The following is a 16,543-nucleotide window of genomic DNA, read 5'->3' on the forward strand; positions in this document are numbered from 1 at the left end:
GCGCGCCCTCTCATCCCTTCACCGCCCCTGCGGTCAGGCCGCTGACAATCTGGCGCTGGAAGAACATCACCAGGATGAAGAGCGGCGCGGTGGCCGAGACAACGGCGGCGACCGCGAACATCACGTTGCCCTCGGTATAGGTCGTGCCCAGGAAGGCCGCGATTTCCGGCACCATGGTGCGGTTCGATTCCGACAGCAGCATCGAGGTCACGGCGAAATCGTTATATGCCAGCAGGAAGCTGAACAGCCCCGTGGTGATCACGCCCGGCCACATGACCGGTACGATGACCAGCCGGAAGGCCTGGAACTGGGTGCAGCCATCGACCTTGGCGCTTTCATCCAGCTCCTTGGGGATGTTCTGAAAGAAGGAATGCAGCATCCACAGGGTGAAGGGCTGGTTGATCGCCACCAGCACGATGATCGTGGTGGGCAGGATGCCCCACAGGTTCCACTCGAAGAAGGGCAGCATATAGCCAGCGACCAGCGTCACCGGCGGCATGGCGCGGAAGATGAGCGCGATGATCAGCAACCAGAACGTGTAGCGGAACGAGGACCGCGATAGGGCATAACCGCCAAGCGTTCCAAGCGTCAGCGAGGTGCAGACCACGAAGAAACACACGATGAAGGTGTTGATGACCGCGCGCCAGAATTCTTCCGTTACCCAGGCCCCTTCATAGCCCGCCCCGGTAAAGGGGCTGCCATGGGTCCGCTCGGTGTTGAAACCGGTCAGCGCGTTGGTCCAGTCGGCGATCGAGAAGAAATCAAGCTCGACCTTGAACGATCCCCAGAGGGTCCAGAGAAAGGGGAAGGCCGCGAGGATCAGCCAGAAGATGATGAACCCCTTGGTGGCGATGCGCAGCGGCAGGGGCGCGCGGAGAGCATTGGAAGCCATTACATTTTCCCCTTGAAGTCGCGCCAGGTGCGCACCAGCACGGGCGACAGCAGAATTGCCACGCCGATGATGGTCATGACGGAGGTGGCCGCCGCCGAAGAGAGCTGCCGGGTTTCGCCGCCAAGATCGTTGAGGATGAACCAGCTTAACGATTGCGCATGGGCGGCGGCGTTGAAACCGATGATCGGTTCCAGAACCCGGAAATTGTCCATCAGCTGGATCAGCGCCACGAAGGTCACCAGCGGCATCAGATGCGGCACCACGATGTAGCGGACCTGCTGCCAGCGGCTGGCGCCGTCGATCTGGGCGGCTTCGATCTGATCCTCGGGCATGGTTTGCAGCCCGGCATAGAAGACGACGAAGGCAAAGGGCGCGGAATGCCAGACGCCATAGACGATCAGCGCGATCCACATCATCGGGGTCGAAGCCTTGACCGACAGGTCGGGGTCATTGACGAGCCAGCTGATGAAATTGCCAAGGACGCCCCGGTTGTCGATCATCCAGAACATGATCAGCGAGCCCACAAGCGGGGTCACGATCATCGGCAGGAGGGAAAAGAAGATGACGACGCCCTTCAGCCTCTGGGTCAGGGTGTTGACCGCCAGCGCGATCATCAGCCCGAGGATGATCAGCAGCGGCGTGACGGTGAACGTATAGGTCAGGGTAAAGCCCATGGCGCGGTAGAAAGGCAGGTCGCCCAATTCGTCGAAGAACGCACCCAGGGTTTCGGCACTGCGCCAGGCCTCCGCCACTTCGGTCGTGGCCAGATGCCCGCGGTTCAGGTAGATATCCAGCCCCACGAACCGGCCCAGAGGGCGTTCCGCCCGCAATTCGCGCGTGGCGACCTGGTCAATCGTGGTCTCTTCGACACAGCTGAACGGGGTGCAGGTTTCCACGGTTACCAGAACCGGCTCCAGCGGGGCGAAGACCGACTGCATCACCACCGACACGATGGGGGCGGCGATGAACAGCAGCATCGCAAGGCCCGTTGGCAGGAAGAACCAGAAGAAGGTGCGATGTTTCATGGGTCAGGCCGCGCTCGCTCGGTCAGGGGGAAGAGGGAGAGTTGCAGAGGGGACATGCGCCCCCTCTGCGAAGGGTCTGCCTATTGCAGGTAACCCTGTTCCTGGGCCGCCGCGATATAGGCGGCTTCCACGTCGGCCAGCGCCTGTTCCGCGCTTTCATTGCCTTGCATGAAGTCCGACAGTTCCGCCCCAAGCGCGGTGTGCATCAGACCCATGAAGGGCAGCATCGGATAGGGCACGGTGCCCATTTCGGCGGCGGCAAAGACACCCACGGCGGCCGGTGTCGGCTCATATCCCGGGATCAGCCAGACAGCCTGGGTGCGGACGGCTTCGTCTTCCATCAGCGCCGGGCGGATGCCGTTCATCATGGCGATGAAGGTGGCCTCTGCCTCTTCATCCGAGATGTTGGAGGCCACGGTCCAGCCGTCCCACCACAGGGTAGAGGCCGGGATATCGCCACCGCCCACGGTCATCGGACCGGCAATGGCAAAGCCATCGACCACTTCCTGCGGCACGCCATCGGCGGTGACCAGCGTCGCGGCGCGGCTGCCCCACATGTTCATCAACGCCACGTTTCCGGCGCGGAATTCCGCGTTGGTGGCGTTGGAATCGTGGGTCAGGAAATCGGGGTTCATGTATTCGGACAGGGCCAGCATCATTTCCAGCGCCTGAACGCCTGCTTCCGAGTTCACGTTCGGCGCGGCGCTGCCGGGCTCAAAGTGCTGCCCGCCAAAGCCCAGGAACATGTTGTTGAACTCCTGCGCCAGGTTCCAGCCAGCGGCATAGGCACCGCCCACGGGATATTCCATGATGCCCGCAGCACGGATCGCCTCGGCAGCGGCCAGCATTTCCTCGTAGGTGGTCGGCGGCTCCAGCCCGATCTGTTCCAGCACATCGGCGCGATAGACCAGGTGCTGTGCATTGGCCATGAAGGCCACGGCCATCACGTCGCCGCCAATGGTGATCAGCTGGTTGCGGTTCAGGCCCTCGCCATGCGCCTCGACCAGGTCATCCAGCGGGCGGATCACGTCGGCATTCATCAAAGCCACGATGGAGGAGTTCGCAATAATGGCCGAGGTGTACTCGGCCGGGTTGCCCTGCATCCCCGGAACGTTGATTTCCTGGTGGTCCGCGGTGAGGTTCGTGGACACCTCGGCGCCCGAACATTCCTGCGCACCGGCGCCGACCGTCTGGATCGCGGGGAATTCATTGCCGACGATGGACACACGCGCACCGATGGTGCAGCCATGGCCATCCGCCAGCACGGTTGTCGAGGCAAGCAGGGTTACAGCCCCTGCGGTCGTGAGTGTTCTGAGAAACATGGAGATCCTCCCGTTGGTGTTGTCTCGGATGCATCTTGCAAGCCTGCACCCTTGTTGGCCCCGGCACCCTGTCGTGCCGGAATTGGAATGAGGGCTAGCCCCCGATACGTGCCCCTGTCTTCGCGTCGAACAGGTGGCAATGCTCTGCCGGTATGCGGATCGAAACGGTGTCCCCGATCTCGGCCCGAAAGGTTTTGTCGGCCTTGGCGCTGACCAGCGCGCCGCCGATGCGAAGGCTGACCATCGTGGCCTCGCCCAAAAGCTCCAGCGTGTAGATCGGCCCGGTGATCTGGCCGCCCTCATCCACGACGGTTGCATCCTCGGCCCGGAAGCCAAGCGTCACGGCCCCGTCGGGAACGTTCAGCCCATCGACCCGCGTGTTGGGGGCGGTGAAACTGCCCCCGGTCACCTCGCCATCCACAAGGTTCATCGCCGGGTTGCCGATGAAGCTGGCGACGAAGGTATTCGCGGGCCGGTCGTAGATCTCGGTCGGAGACCCCACCTGCTGCACCACGCCATGGTTCATCACCACAACCCGATCGGCCAGCGTCATCGCCTCGATCTGGTCATGGGTCACATAGACGGTGGTGACGTTCAGCTCGTGGCTGAGGTTCTTGATCTGCGCGCGGGTGGAAACACGCAGCTTTGCGTCCAGATTGGACAGCGGTTCGTCCATCAGGAAGACCTTGGGCTTGCGCACGATGGCGCGGGCCAGCGCCACGCGCTGCCGCTGCCCCCCCGACAGGGCCGCAGGCTTGCGATGCAGGAAATCCGTCAGTTCCACCATCTCGGCGGCACGCTTCACCCGTTCGTCATGGGTCGCCGGGTCGATCTTGCGGACCTTCAGCGGGAAGCGGATGTTTTCGTAGACATTCATGTTGGGGTAGAGCCCGTAGCTCTGGAACACCATGGCGATGTCGCGGTCCTTGGGCTCCAGGTCGTTGACCACCCGATCGCCGATCACGATCTCGCCCTCGCTCGGGTCTTCCAGCCCCGCGATCATCCGCATCGTCGTGGTCTTGCCACAGCCCGAGGGGCCAAGCAGGACAAGGAACTCCTCATCCGCGATGGTCAGATCGAAATTGTCGACACCGACGAAATTGCCCCATCGCTTCGAGATGTTGCGCAGCTGAATTTCGGCCATCGGGCTCCCCGCAGGTACTTTTGCATACGTTTGCAACAAGGCTAGACAAGACTGCGGCAAGTTGGCAAGGCATTTTTGCAAACGTATGCAATTTTCCTCTGGCAACACCGTGCGGACTGGCCCAGACTGCCCGGCAAATGCTTGAAAATCAGGCGGAGACAATGATGACCTTCCAACAGGAAAAAGACCTGGTCCGCAGCTTCTACACGGCGTTCGATGCGGCGGGCCCTGACGAATCGTCCGCCGTTCTTGCGCGGTTCTGCGGGCCTGACCTGATCTGGCGCGGGATGCATCCCTTCGACATTCTGACCGGACCCGATCAGGTGGCAGACCGGTTCTGGTCGCCGCTGAAGACGTCGCTGACCCGGTTGCAGCGACGCATGGACCTGTTCATGGCCGGGCAGAATTCACTGACCGATGACGGCGCGGTCTGGGTCTCCTCGATGGGCCACCTGATGGGGCTTTTCGATGCGCCCTGGCTTGGCATCCCCGCAACCCGCAAGATCGCCATGCTGCGCTATGCGGCCTTCCACCGGGTGGAAAACGGCAAGATCGCGGAAACCGCCATGTTCTTCGACATTCCGGCGCTGATGATGCAGGCAGGGCTACAGCCCTTCCCGGCCCAGACCGGCGCGCAGCTTGTGCAACCCGGCCCCCTGCCCCATGACGCGCTGATGTTCGACCCGCAACCGCGCGCGGACGGCGCGAGAACACTGGCCACGATCAACGCGATGATTTCCGATCTGGGACAATGGCAATCCGGCCTGCCGCTGGAGGAGGAACTGGCACGCACTTGGCATGACGACATGATCTGGTGGGGGCCCGCCGGGATCGGCGCGACCTACACGATCGAACGCTATGCCAAACAGCATTCCGGCCCCTTCCGGGCAGGGTTCGCGGACCGCAGCGGCACCGGCCATATCTGCCGCTTCGCCGAAGGCCATTATGGCGGCTTCTTCGGCTGGCCCAATTTCACCGCCCGGCCCACGGGCGGCTTCATGGGCATGCCCGCGACGGGAAAGCCGGGCGAATTCCGGGTGGTCGATATCTACCGCCGCCGGGGCGACAAACTGGCCGAGAACTGGGTGTTTATCGACCTGCTGCATTTCTGGAAAACGCAAGGTCTGGACGTTCTGGGGCGAACGGTGGGACTCTGACGCCCCTTGCAACGATGCCCTTGGGAAAGGCGAACAAGACCCGCGCGCGGGATGTCATGAAGTGGCGGTCCCGGTGTTTCAGAAAGCACCGTCCCGGCCGCACCGACCTGCCCTTTCATCTTGGCCCAAATACCTCCGCCGGAGGCGTCCCTCCCCAGTCACCGGCACTGCCGCCCGACCCGGCGCGACTCCGCCACCACCCATCCGTGGCAACGCGGCCCGAGGAGGGCGCCAGAGGCGCCTGACGAGGGGCGCTCCCCGGTCGACGCGCCAGCGCGGCGAAACCGCGTTTTGTCTGCACGGGGGGTGTACGGGGGGTGCACAGGGGGTGTACGCATGGCACCCGCCCTTTCGCGGCCTTAGCCCGCCAGCTTGCCGTCCAGCGCGTCGCGGATCAGCTGCCTGCTCTCCTCGATCCCGTAAAGCGCGATAAAGCCCCCGAAACGGGGCCCCTGGGACGCGCCGAGACAGACCTCATAAAGCGCCTTGAACCAGTCGCGCAGCGGCTCGAACCCATGGGTCTTGCCGATGGCAAAGACGATGGATTGCAGGAACTCCTCATCATGCCAATCGACCTCCGGCAACGGATCGTCCCGACCCGCCTCAGCGGTCTTTCTGGCAATGACATCAAGGGCTTTGTCGGCATCCCCAAGGCAGACCAGCAGCTCCTCCATCGCGGCCTTTTCCTTGTCATCCGCAAGACGGAAGGCGCGCGTGGGCTTCACAAAATCATTGTAATAGCGGATCGCGAAACCGGCGGCCTGATCGAGGTCCGGGTTGGCCTCGGGGCTCGCCTCCGGCGCATAGCGCTGGATAAAGCCCCACAGCTTCTCCTTCTCTTCCGCCCCCGACACGCTGGCCAGGTTCAGCAACATCGCAAACGGCACCACCATCGTGCTGACCGGCACATCGCCCGCGTGGATGTGATAGACCGGGTTCGCCAGTTTTTGCTCAGCGTTTTGAGTATGATAGGCCCGCAACTGCTGATGATACTCATCCACCGCCTTGGGGATCACGTCGAAGTAGAGCCGCTTGGCCGTCTTGGGCTTGAGATACATGAAGTAGCTCAGCGACTCGGTCGAGGCATAGGTCAGCCACTCGTCAATCGAGATCCCGTTGCCCGAGGACTTGGAAATCTTCTGCCCCTGATCATCAAGGAACAGCTCATAGGTGAAATGCTCCGGTGCGGGCTCGCCCAGGATCCGGCAGATCGCGTCATAGATCGGCGTGTTGGTGGAATGGTCCTTGCCGTACATCTCGAAATCCACGCCAAGCGCCGCCCAACGGGCGCCGAAATCGGGCTTCCATTGCAGCTTCACATTGCCGCCGGTCACCGGCAGCGTCCATTCGCGGCCATCCTCGTCGTCAAAGGTGATCGTACCATTCACCGAATCCACATGCTTCATCGGCACATAGAGCACCCGCCCCGTTTCCGGGTGGATCGGCAGGAAGATCGAGTAGGTCTGGCGACGCTCCTCGCGCAGGCTTTTCAGCATCACCTTCATCAGCGCGTCATAGCGTTCCGCCGCGCGCAGCAGGATCGTGTCGAACTGGCCTGTGCGATAGAATTCGGTGGCCGAGTAGAACTCGTACTCGAACCCGAACGTATCAAGGAAGCGGCGCAGCATGGCGTTGTTGTGATGGCCAAAGCTTTCATGCGTGCCAAACGGATCGGGCACCGAGGTCAGCGGCTTTTGCAGATGCTCTTTCAGCATCTCCTGATCGGGCACGTTGCCCGGTACTTTCCGCATCCCGTCCAGATCGTCGGAAAAGCAAATCAGCTTGGTGGGGATGTCCGAGATGACCTCAAATGCGTTGCGGATCATCGTGGTGCGCAGCACCTCGCCGAAGGTCCCGATATGCGGCAGACCCGACGGCCCATAGCCGGTTTCGAACAGCACATATCCCTTTTCCGGCGGCGACTTTTCATAGCGTTTGAGCACCCGGCGCGCTTCTTCGAAGGGCCATGCTTTCGAGCTCATTGCAACGTCGCGCAGATCAGACATTTCATTCTCCAGAACGGGCGGGGGGCGCACCATGCGCCGAAACCCGCCGCTTCCTAGGGCGGGCGGGGCGCGGGGTCAACATCAGCCCCCTTGAATCGCGGCCTCTGCGACGATCCAATCATGAATTCCGGTCACTTCCGCACTGGCGGCCAGCCCGTCGCGGCGGGTGATGAAGTAGCCCCGCACCGACCGGGCAGACGGACCGTCGAGCCGCACCATCGCGCCCGTGTTCAGGAAACTGTCCAACAGGCCCGACCAGCACAGGCAGACCCCCTGCCCCGCCAGGGCCGCGTTGACCAGCATGGCGTAGGAGTTGAAATCGAGCTGCCGCACGCCAACGGGCATTCTTTCGCCCGCCGCTTCGAACCAGCTTGGCCAGTCGTGCCAGTGCTGGCGGGCGGATTCCATCGTCAGCAGGGTCATCTTCGACAGGGCCGGCGGGCTGGGGTGGCGGGATAAGTAATGGGGGCTGGCGACGGGGAACACCTCGTCCCCAAGGATGCGCCGGGCCAGAGGATCTGCCTCCGACGCCATTCCGTAACGGATCGAAACATCGCCCGGTCGGTCCGGATCACCATACTCCTGGCTTATGATACGGATCGTCACTTCCGGGAAGGCGGCTTCCAGTTCCGCCAGCTTCGGGATCAGCCAGAATCCGACGAATCCCGACGGTCCGGTCACCGTCACCACCCGCTTGGCATTGCCCCGCCGGATCGTTTCGGCGGCGGCTTCGATTTGCCCGAATCCGGTTCGCAAGGCCCGCATCATCTCTCGCCCCTGTTGGGTCAAACGTGCGGGCTTGTGGCTGCGGTCGAACAATCGGCAGCCCAGATCCTGCTCCAGCGCGGCGATCCTGCGCGACACGGCGGGTTGTGACACGTTCAGCTCCCGCGCGGCGCCGGTCAGTGTACCGTGGCGCACCGCGGCGTAGAAGGCCGTCAGGCCGGAAAACGGGGGAAGGCGTGATGACATCATAATCTCAACGTATGTTTCCGATCATCTTTAGCGCATTGCGCAGCAACCGGACAATCCGCAATCTGCGCCCATCACACGGGCTAAGAAGGACACCCCCGATGACCCAGTTCGCCAGCGCAGCCGCCGCCCCCCTGACCGAAAGCGAAGAGGCCTTCGTCGCCCATGCCCCCGCCGATAACAGCCCCTATCCGCCCTCTTGCGAGGCCTTTTCGATCCATGCGGATGACGTGTTGCAAGAGGGCGGCGATCCCACTTACGGCACCGTCACCTGGCGCACGCTGATCAACGGCACCCCCGACGTGCCGCGCGAATTCGTTCTGGGCATCGCAGAGTTCGGCCCCCATGGCACCTTGCTGCCGCACCGCCACGATCCGGCGGAGTTCTATCTTGGCATCGACGGTTCGGGCGTCGTGACCATCGAGGGTGTTCCGCATGTCATCGCCGCAGGCGTGGCGATTTATGTGCCTGCAGGCGCGGAACACGGCGTGGTCGCGGGCCCCGAGGGCCTGCGCTTCACCTACGGATTCGCCGAAGGCAGCTTCGAATCCGTTCAGTATCGTTTCAGCGCCGCGAGCGCCTGAGCGAGACACGCCGCCGCGCTTTCGCATTCCCTTGGCGCGGCGGCGTCACGTCCCCTTGCCCCCATGCGCGGCTGACCCTAGTCTCTGGCCGGTATCCGCATTGGAAGGCATCAGACCCGTGACCGAACAGCCCCCCCTTTCCCCGCAGGACGCGCTTGTCGCGCTGATGATCGCCGTTTCGGTGTCGGATGAGAACATCCGCACATCGGAACTGGTCACGATTGAACGCATCGTCGATCATCTGCCGGTATTCGCAGAGTTCGACGCCGACCGGCTTGGGGTCGTCGCGCGGATCGTGTTTGACCTGATGGAAGAGGAAGACGGGCTCGATGCGCTGTTCGGACTGATCACCGATGCGCTGCCTGAACGCCTGTTCGAAACCGCCTATGCGCTGGCCTGTGACGTGGCTGCCGCGGATGGGCTGCTGCGCCAGACGGAATTGCAGATGCTGCAGGAAATCCGCTATCAGCTGAACATCGACCGCCTGCACGGTGCCGCCATCGAACGCGGTGCACGGGCACGGCACATGACGGTCTGATCCGGTCCGCTAGTCGTTTTCCACGTCTTGCGTCACGGTCATGGGGGCGACCGGGTTGCCCGGTGCCACCGAGGATTCGGCCACCGGATGCGGGCTGAGCGTGGTGCGTGAGGAGCGAAGCTCGCGATACCCCAGGTAAAGCCCGCTGGCGATGATCAGCGCCATGCCCGTCAGCGTTGCGGTACCAGGCACTTCCCCCCATAGCAGGTAAGCCATTACCGAGGCGATCGGCAGGTAGATGTAGTCGAAGGGCGCCACAAGGCTGGCCGAGGTCACCATATAGGCGTGGGTCAGCAGGAAATACCCGATCAACCCAACCGCCCCCATCAGCCCGAGCCGTCCCAGTTCCCAGCCCGACGGGAGGACCCAGGTGAACTGCAAATGGGTGTGTTCCGCCGGGATCGGCACCAACTGGTTGGTCAGCCAGCCCACGGGGATGATCAGCAGGCCCGAAAAGACCAGCGTATAGAGCGCCGTGGTCAGGGTGGTTTCGCGGTCGCCGATCCGGCGGGCGAGGATCTGTGCGATGGCGTAGAACAGCGCGCAGGTCAGCGGCATCAGGGCGATCCAGCTAAAGGCGTCTCCCGTCGGGTTCATCGCGATCAGGACGCCAATGAACCCCACGATCAGCGCGCCCGTCCGGTGCGGGCCGATGGTCTCCCCCAGCCACACAGCCGCCAGAACGGCAATGATCAGCGGGGCCGAGAAGAACAGGGTAGACACCTCGGCCAGCCCCATGAAGGGAAACGCGCCATAGAAGGCGGCAAAGCCGGTGGCCAGCAGAAAGGCGCGCAAGAGATGCAGCCGCCAGAGCGGCGTGAACAACCGGTGCGCCCCCCTCAACCACAGGATCATCGGCACCATCACCAGCACCGCCATGACCCCGCGCGTGACGATCAACTGCCAGACGCTGTAATCCTCCAGCAGCGATTTCATCATCCCGTCCATCGCAACGAAAAAGAACATCCCCAGCACAACGCTGGAAATGCCCTCGATCGCGCGCGGAGCAGCGACCCCGGTTGCTGGTTGTGTGGCGTCTGACACGCGGGTTATCCAATCTTCTTAGAAGTCGTCCGGCCACAGATCCCGGCGCGAACGTCCGTCAAGTCAAAGTCGGAAAACGTCCCCTGTCGCGCCTGTTTGCGACCAGGTGTCAGGTCCGGTCATGCACCAGTGCCCATCTCTGGATCAGCTCCTGCTGCAAACGCTTGGCGCGGCTGTTGTAGCCGCGGGCCCCGGGCGGGCGGCCTTCCTGCGACGGGTCGAAGGTGGTGCGCCGGGGCAGATCCCCGCAGAACACCGCAAAGGCCAGATCCCGACCGGATGGCGCGCGGACGAATCCCGCGAGGGTCGAGACGAAATAGAGCGTGCCGGTCTTGGCCACCACCTGCACGGGATGGTCGGGGATCGGCGCGCCCTCGTCATCGAGGATCGGAATATCCCTCATCAGCCGACGCAGACCGCCATTCGGCCCGGTGCCAACCAGCGCGCGCACCATTTCGCGGGCGCTGATCCGGCTGTCTTCGCTCAACCCCGAATGATCGAGCAAGTTCTGGCGCCGGACGCCGAACCGGTCCTGCATCCAGCGGCCCATTTCATCGGCGGACTGTTCCAGCCCTTGCGGTTGAACCCCGCCTGCCTGCGTGGCCATCAGGCCCGCAACTTCTGCCGTCAGGTTGGTGGACCACCGCATCATGCCGCGCAGGATGTCTTCCAGCGGCTCCGATACATGTTCGGCCATGACAAGCGCGCCCTCGGGCGGGGCCTCACCCGGTACTGCCGTTTCCAGCACGATACCGCGCGACCGGGCCAGCACCTGGAACACCTCGGCGGCGTAAAGATGCGGGCGGCGGACAGGCAGCCAGCGCGCGCCGCTCTGGCCAAGCGCACCGCGTGCGACGCTCCATTCCTCGCGGTCTTCCGTGGCCTCGTATTCATAGACGGGCGCACCCCGATCCACGACCTGCATCCGCGCAACCGAGACCGGAGGGCGCACCGATTCCGACCGGGCATCCATGGAAACGGAATAGCCCTCGGCCCCGCGCTGCCATTCGAAATGCACCCGGTTGAAGTTCAGGTTCAGCCCTGAAATGGCGGGGTTATAGCCCACGTGACCTGGCTGATCGGGGTCGATGGCGGTCACATGGGGAATCGCGCCAGAGGCCACGCGGAACGCCCCCGTCACCTCGCGCAGTCCGGCATCGGCCAGATCGCGCGCCATGGCATTGAGCGCATCGGTATCGAGCAGCGGATCGGCCCCGCCAACCAGCCACAAATCACCCTCCAACCTCCCGTTCGACAGGCTGCCATCGGCAATCAGCCGCGTGCGGAACCGATAGCCGGGGCCAAGCCGGTCCAGCGCATAGGCGGCTGTCATCGCCTTGGTGACAGAGGCGGGCGGCAGACCCAGAAGCGGGCTGACCGCCTCCAGAACCTCACCGGTATTGGCATCGGCCACAACGCAGGACACCGCGCCACCCAGATCAGCGCGCGCGATCAGCTCCGCGGCGCTTGGCAGGGTGCGCAACTCGAACCCGTCGGGGCGGCGCAGCGGAATGCGGGATACCTCGGGCGGCAAGGCGAACGCGCCCTGCGCAAGGCTGGCGAAGGTGCCGGCCAGGAATGCGCGTCTCGAAACCATAATGCTCAAATGCTCTTTTCCGTCCGATGCCTACTAAACCGCAGGCAGCCCCGTCACTCAAGCCTTTCGGTGGTCGGAATTTGCCCCTATCACGCGAACATGACCCAACCGCTGCTCCGCGCCTTGCCGCTCATGATCGTGGCCATGTTCCTGATCCCGCTTGGCGATAGCGCCGGACGGCTGCTTGGGGCGTTTCACGGGGTAAATCCGATCTTCACGGCGTGGAGCCGCTTCGCCCTCGGCTTTCTGCTGCTCGCCCCCTTTGCCTTCTCGTTTTCCGCAATGCGCCTGCTGACCGATTGGCGTATCTGGCTGCGCGCCGCGTTCCTGATCTGCGGCATCACCAGCATCCTGACCGCCCTGAGAACCGAGCCGATTGCAAATGTCTTCGGCGCTTTCTTCATCGGCCCGATCCTGAGCTACTTCCTGTCGGCCCTGTTCCTGCGCGAGCCGATCACGCTGATGCGCACGGCGCTGTTGCTGGCGGGGTTCTATGGTGTCGTCATGGTGGTCGATCCGCGCTTCGGCCTGTCCCCCGGTCTGGGCTTTGCGTTGCTGGCCGGGTGTTTCTACGGGGCCTACCTGACTGCCTCCCGCTGGCTGACCGATGCCGGTCGCCCGCGCCAGATACTGATCACCCAACTGCTGATCGGGGCGGTGGTGCTGCTGCCGGTCGGGCTCTACCACTGGCCCGAAATGTCCATCGAGATCGCGGCATACACCACGGTTTCCGCCCTAGGCTCCGCGCTTGGCAACCTGCTTTTGATCGTGGCGCTTGGCATGGCGCCTGCATCGCGTCTGGCCCCGTTCGTCTATATCCAGCTGGTCGCCGCAACGCTTTGGGGCCTGCTCATTTTCGCAGAAATCCCGCAGGAGCGCGCCCTTCAGGGCCTTGCCCTGATCCTGGCCTCGGGCCTTGCCACCCTGTTTCTGCGGGAACGGCGCTAGCGCGTCCAGTCGCCCCGCGCCCGGATCTCGGTGGACGAGATATCGACCATCGGCACATTAAGGAAACACCAGGCTGGCGTGTCGCGATACGCAAGCCCCTTGGCCCCGGCGGCAGGCACCTTGAACCGGCGATAGACCTGCGCGGCCTTGGCGGTGCGGGCCGAAATCCGCTGACCGGGCCGGGCCAGAACGCCCACGGGGATGTTTTCCATGATCCAGTCCCATCTCTGCCAGCGATGCAGGCTGGCGAGGTTATCGGCCCCCATCAACCAGACGAACCGCACACCGGGATAGAGGGCGAACAGCCCCTCCAGCGTTTCGGCGGTGTAGCGGGTGCCCAGATGCGCCTCGATATCCGTCGCCTCGATACGTGGATGCTGGATCAGCGCGCGCGCCACCGCCATTCGCTTGTCCAGCGGTGCGGGACCTTCCGATTTCAGCGGGTTGCCGGGGCTGACCAGCCACCAGACCCGGTCCAGCCCGAACCGCTTCAGCGCCTCGCGGCTGACATGCACATGGCCCTCATGCGGGGGATCGAACGACCCTCCGAACAGGCCCACGGTCATGCCGGGGCGGACATATGGCAATCCCGCGCGCATGAGGGCCTTTGTTGCGGCCCGCGCGCCCGCTGTCCAGAGGTCAGATGTTGACACGCTCGTATTCCTGTCTTTCCCTGCCCGGTGAAGGAGCCAGCCCATGTCCACATTCGACAGCAAACACGCCGCCCATCTGCACCGCCACATTCATTCCCATGTGCCAAGTGACCCGGCGCTGAGGGTGAAGGCGCTGGAAAGCCTTGCCGTGGAAAAGGGGCTGATTTCCTCCGAGACCATCGACGCCTGGGTGGAGGCCTATTCCGAACATATCGGCCCGATGCGCGGCGCCAAGGTGGTGGCGCGGGCCTGGGTCGATCCCGGTTTCAAGACGCGCCTGCTGGCCGATGCCACCGAGGCAATCAAGGAATTCGGGTTCGAGGGCAACGCAACCGGCCACCTGAAGGCCGTCGAAAACACCGACGCGCAGCACAACATGGTCGTCTGCACGCTCTGCTCCTGCTACCCGTTCTCGATCCTCGGCATGTCGCCCGCCTGGTACAAATCCGCCGCCTACCGCGCCCGCGCCGTGCGCGAACCGCGCACCGTGCTGGCCGAGTTTGGCGTGAACCTGCCCGAAGAGGTCGCCGTGCGGGTTTGGGACAGCACCGCCGAACTGCGCTATCTCGTGGTGCCACAACGCCCCGCCGGGACAGACGACTGGGATGAGGACCGGCTGAGCGGGATCGTCACCCGCAACTCCATGATCGGGACCGACCGGGTGTTGAAAGCAGGGGGCGCCTGATGGATGGCATTCACGATCTCGGCGGCAAAGAAGGCTATGGCCCGGTTCCGGTGACGGAGGGCGATGCGCCTTTCGCCCATGATTGGGAACAGCGCATGTGGGGGCTGGCGCGCGAAGGCATCTGCCCGTCCATGACCATCGACTGGTTCCGCCACGGGCTGGAACTGATGGTGCCGGGCGATTACCTGACATTCTCTTACTTCCAGAAATGGGCCACGAATTACCTGATGCTCATGGTCGATGCGGGCCAGATCACGCTGGAGGAACTGGAGCGCGGCTATGTTCTGGAACCGGCCGATCCTGCCAGGACCAAGACGGTCGACCAGATCGTCGAACAGGTGCGCCGCGCCTGCACCGATTTCTCTGTCCCCGAAGAGACCCCGGCGCATTTCGCCGTGGGCGACACCGTGCGCACGTTGCGCCAGATCAACCACAATCACACCCGCCTGCCCGCCTATGCCCGCGATTGCGTGGGCGAGGTGATCGCCCATCATGGCAGCCACCTTTTCCCCGATGAGGGTGCCCATGACCGCCATGTCGGGCAGCATCTCTATACCGTCAGCTTCTCGGCGCAGGAGCTGTGGGGAGATGATGCAAACCCCCGCGACACGGTCACGCTGGAGCTGTGGGAGAGCTACCTTGTTCCGGCCTGACAACCCGCTCGCCCCCCGCGATCCGGTCTTTGACGAGGCCTGGCAGGCGCAGGTGCTGGCGATTGCCGACACCATGGTGCAGGCGGGCCGGTTCAGCGCCACGGCCTGGGCCGAAACGCTCGGGACGGAACTGCGCGCAGCGGAGGCGGCGGGCAAGCCCGACACGACCCAAACCTATTACGAGGCGGCCCTTGCTGCGCTGGAACGACTGACGACAGAGGCCACCGAGATCACCGGCACGGACCTCAGCAAACGCAAGGCCACCTGGACCCGCGCCTATGAACGCACGCCGCACGGCCAGCCGGTTTTGCTGGAACGCGGGCGCGACGGGCAGGACTGAACCTCCAACCAATCGGACAGCGAACAGCTCGGCGCCTTTTTGCTTGCCAGAGAATTTTATCTGACCTAAGTCAGACAAATGACCGATGACATCCAGCGCATCCGCCGTTTCAATCGCGCCGTGACCTCCGAGGTGGGCGCGCTCGACACGTCTTTTCTCGGACTGGGGCGCCCGCTCGGCTCGGCGCGCGTGCTGAACGCCATTGGCCATGGATTGCAGGAGGTCGGGGTCATTCGTGACTATCTCGGGCTCGATTCCGGCCTGATGAGCCGCCTTCTGCGCGGGTTGGAGGCTGAGGGGATGATCACCACCGGTCCCAGCCCGGATGACAGCCGCCGCCGCATCGCGCAGCTGACCGATGAGGGTCGCGCCGCCTTCACGGAATATGAGCGGCTGTCGAATGACCAGGCGCGCGCCATCCTCGCGCGCCACCCGCGCCCGCAGGCAATTCTGGACGCGATGGACCTGATTGCCACGGCGCTTGGGCAGGACCGTATCGAGATCATCGAGATCGACCCGCGCGAGCCCGAGGCGATCCATTGCCTGACGCAGTATTACCGGGAGCTTGAACGCCGGTTCGCCACCGGCTTCGACGTGAACCTGTCACGCGACCCGGAGGCCACCGACATGATCCGCCCGCGCGGGGTGTTCCTGCTGGCCATGTCCGACGCGTTGCCGATTGGCTGCGTAGGGTTGAAGGGCGGCGACGGACCGGTGGCCGAGATCAAACGGCTTTGGGTCTCACCCGCCGCGCGGGGGCTGAAGCTGGCGACCCGGCTGATGACACGGGCCGAGGACGTCGCACGCAGCCTTGGCATCCACACTCTGCGGCTCGACACCAATTCCGCCCTGCCCGAAGCGGCGGCCCTCTATCGCAAGACCGGCTGGCAAGAGATCGACCGGTTCAACGACGACCCCTACCCGGACATGTTCTTCGAAAAGACCCTCTGATCCTTTCATCTTGGCAGAAATACCTCGGGGGG

At 63.8% G+C, this 16,543-nt stretch carries 17 protein-coding genes; 8 read left to right on the forward strand and 9 right to left on the reverse strand.

The features are described from left to right. Positions 1-10: 10 nt before the first annotated feature. From RBB16_RS19085 to RBB16_RS19100, 4 genes are all read right to left on the reverse strand, one after another. On the reverse strand, positions 11-892 hold the full coding sequence (locus RBB16_RS19085; protein WP_306047636.1) for a carbohydrate ABC transporter permease: 882 nt from the start codon (positions 890-892) through the stop codon (positions 11-13). After that, positions 892-1,917 carry a sugar ABC transporter permease gene (locus tag RBB16_RS19090; protein WP_306047637.1) on the reverse strand — a complete coding sequence of 342 codons (1,026 nt, stop codon included), beginning with the start codon at positions 1,915-1,917 and terminating at the stop codon, positions 892-894. Before RBB16_RS19090 ends, RBB16_RS19085 begins: the two co-directional genes overlap by 1 nt. Before the next feature lie 80 nt (positions 1,918-1,997). Beyond that, positions 1,998-3,239, reverse strand: a complete 1,242-nt coding sequence (locus tag RBB16_RS19095; protein ID WP_306047638.1) for an extracellular solute-binding protein — start codon at positions 3,237-3,239, stop codon at positions 1,998-2,000. 94 nt (positions 3,240-3,333) lie between these two features. Then, positions 3,334-4,383, reverse strand: coding sequence for an ABC transporter ATP-binding protein (locus RBB16_RS19100; protein WP_306047639.1), 1,050 nt, complete (start codon positions 4,381-4,383; stop codon positions 3,334-3,336). Between the two features lie 161 nt (positions 4,384-4,544). Between RBB16_RS19100 and RBB16_RS19105 the strand changes: the two genes are divergently transcribed. After that, positions 4,545-5,540 carry an ester cyclase gene (locus RBB16_RS19105; RefSeq protein ID WP_306047640.1) on the forward strand — a complete coding sequence of 332 codons (996 nt, stop codon included), beginning with the start codon at positions 4,545-4,547 and terminating at the stop codon, positions 5,538-5,540. Positions 5,541-5,899: 359 nt separating this feature from the next. On the opposite strand, the gene RBB16_RS19110 is transcribed toward RBB16_RS19105, so the two are convergent. Both RBB16_RS19110 and RBB16_RS19115 read right to left on the reverse strand, forming a co-directional pair. After that, positions 5,900-7,546, reverse strand: coding sequence for a lysine--tRNA ligase (locus RBB16_RS19110; protein WP_306047641.1), 1,647 nt, complete (start codon positions 7,544-7,546; stop codon positions 5,900-5,902). Positions 7,547-7,627: 81 nt separating this feature from the next. After that, the gene (locus RBB16_RS19115) at positions 7,628-8,518 is read right to left on the reverse strand and encodes a LysR family transcriptional regulator (RefSeq protein WP_306047642.1); all 891 of its coding nucleotides are present in this window, start codon (positions 8,516-8,518) and stop codon (positions 7,628-7,630) included. 101 nt (positions 8,519-8,619) lie between these two features. Between RBB16_RS19115 and RBB16_RS19120 the strand changes: the two genes are divergently transcribed. Then, positions 8,620-9,102, forward strand: coding sequence for a cupin domain-containing protein (locus tag RBB16_RS19120; RefSeq protein WP_306047643.1), 483 nt, complete (start codon positions 8,620-8,622; stop codon positions 9,100-9,102). A 118-nt stretch (positions 9,103-9,220) separates the two neighbouring features. Beyond that, positions 9,221-9,640 (forward strand): tellurite resistance TerB family protein, encoded by a 420-nt coding sequence (locus RBB16_RS19125; RefSeq protein ID WP_071688922.1) that lies wholly within the window; start codon positions 9,221-9,223, stop codon positions 9,638-9,640. A gap of 9 nt (positions 9,641-9,649) precedes the next feature. Here RBB16_RS19125 and RBB16_RS19130 read toward each other — a convergent pair whose 3' ends face one another. Continuing rightward, positions 9,650-10,684: a DMT family transporter gene (locus RBB16_RS19130; protein ID WP_306047644.1), complete on the reverse strand. Its 1,035-nt coding sequence runs from the start codon at positions 10,682-10,684 to the stop codon at positions 9,650-9,652. Positions 10,685-10,793: 109 nt separating this feature from the next. After that, entirely contained in the window at positions 10,794-12,281 is a 1,488-nt protein-coding gene (gene dacB, locus RBB16_RS19135) for a D-alanyl-D-alanine carboxypeptidase/D-alanyl-D-alanine-endopeptidase (protein ID WP_306047645.1), read from the reverse strand. 99 nt (positions 12,282-12,380) lie between these two features. On the opposite strand from dacB, the gene RBB16_RS19140 reads away from it, so the two are divergent. Continuing rightward, positions 12,381-13,229: a DMT family transporter gene (locus RBB16_RS19140; protein WP_306047646.1), complete on the forward strand. Its 849-nt coding sequence runs from the start codon at positions 12,381-12,383 to the stop codon at positions 13,227-13,229. Here the strand turns inward: RBB16_RS19140 and RBB16_RS19145 are convergent. After that, positions 13,226-13,828, reverse strand: a complete 603-nt coding sequence (locus RBB16_RS19145; RefSeq protein WP_306047651.1) for a nicotinate-nucleotide adenylyltransferase — start codon at positions 13,826-13,828, stop codon at positions 13,226-13,228. The genes RBB16_RS19140 and RBB16_RS19145 overlap by 4 nt on opposite strands. 97 nt (positions 13,829-13,925) lie before the next feature. On the opposite strand from RBB16_RS19145, the gene nthA reads away from it, so the two are divergent. The 4 genes from nthA (at position 13,926) to RBB16_RS19165 (ending at position 16,511) form a co-directional block, all read left to right on the forward strand. Beyond that, positions 13,926-14,567, forward strand: coding sequence for a nitrile hydratase subunit alpha (gene nthA / locus RBB16_RS19150; RefSeq protein WP_306047647.1), 642 nt, complete (start codon positions 13,926-13,928; stop codon positions 14,565-14,567). Then, the gene (nthB, locus tag RBB16_RS19155) at positions 14,567-15,220 is read left to right on the forward strand and encodes a nitrile hydratase subunit beta (protein ID WP_306047648.1); all 654 of its coding nucleotides are present in this window, start codon (positions 14,567-14,569) and stop codon (positions 15,218-15,220) included. The genes nthA and nthB overlap by 1 nt, the downstream gene beginning before the upstream one ends. Further along, positions 15,207-15,560 (forward strand): nitrile hydratase accessory protein, encoded by a 354-nt coding sequence (locus RBB16_RS19160; RefSeq protein WP_306047649.1) that lies wholly within the window; start codon positions 15,207-15,209, stop codon positions 15,558-15,560. The genes nthB and RBB16_RS19160 overlap by 14 nt, the downstream gene beginning before the upstream one ends. Before the next feature lie 78 nt (positions 15,561-15,638). After that, the gene (locus tag RBB16_RS19165) at positions 15,639-16,511 is read left to right on the forward strand and encodes a helix-turn-helix domain-containing GNAT family N-acetyltransferase (RefSeq protein ID WP_306047650.1); all 873 of its coding nucleotides are present in this window, start codon (positions 15,639-15,641) and stop codon (positions 16,509-16,511) included. Positions 16,512-16,543: the final 32 nt, after the last annotated feature.

The organism is Nioella sp. MMSF_3534 (assembly GCF_030732985.1).
GTDB lineage: Bacteria > Pseudomonadota > Alphaproteobacteria > Rhodobacterales > Rhodobacteraceae > Nioella.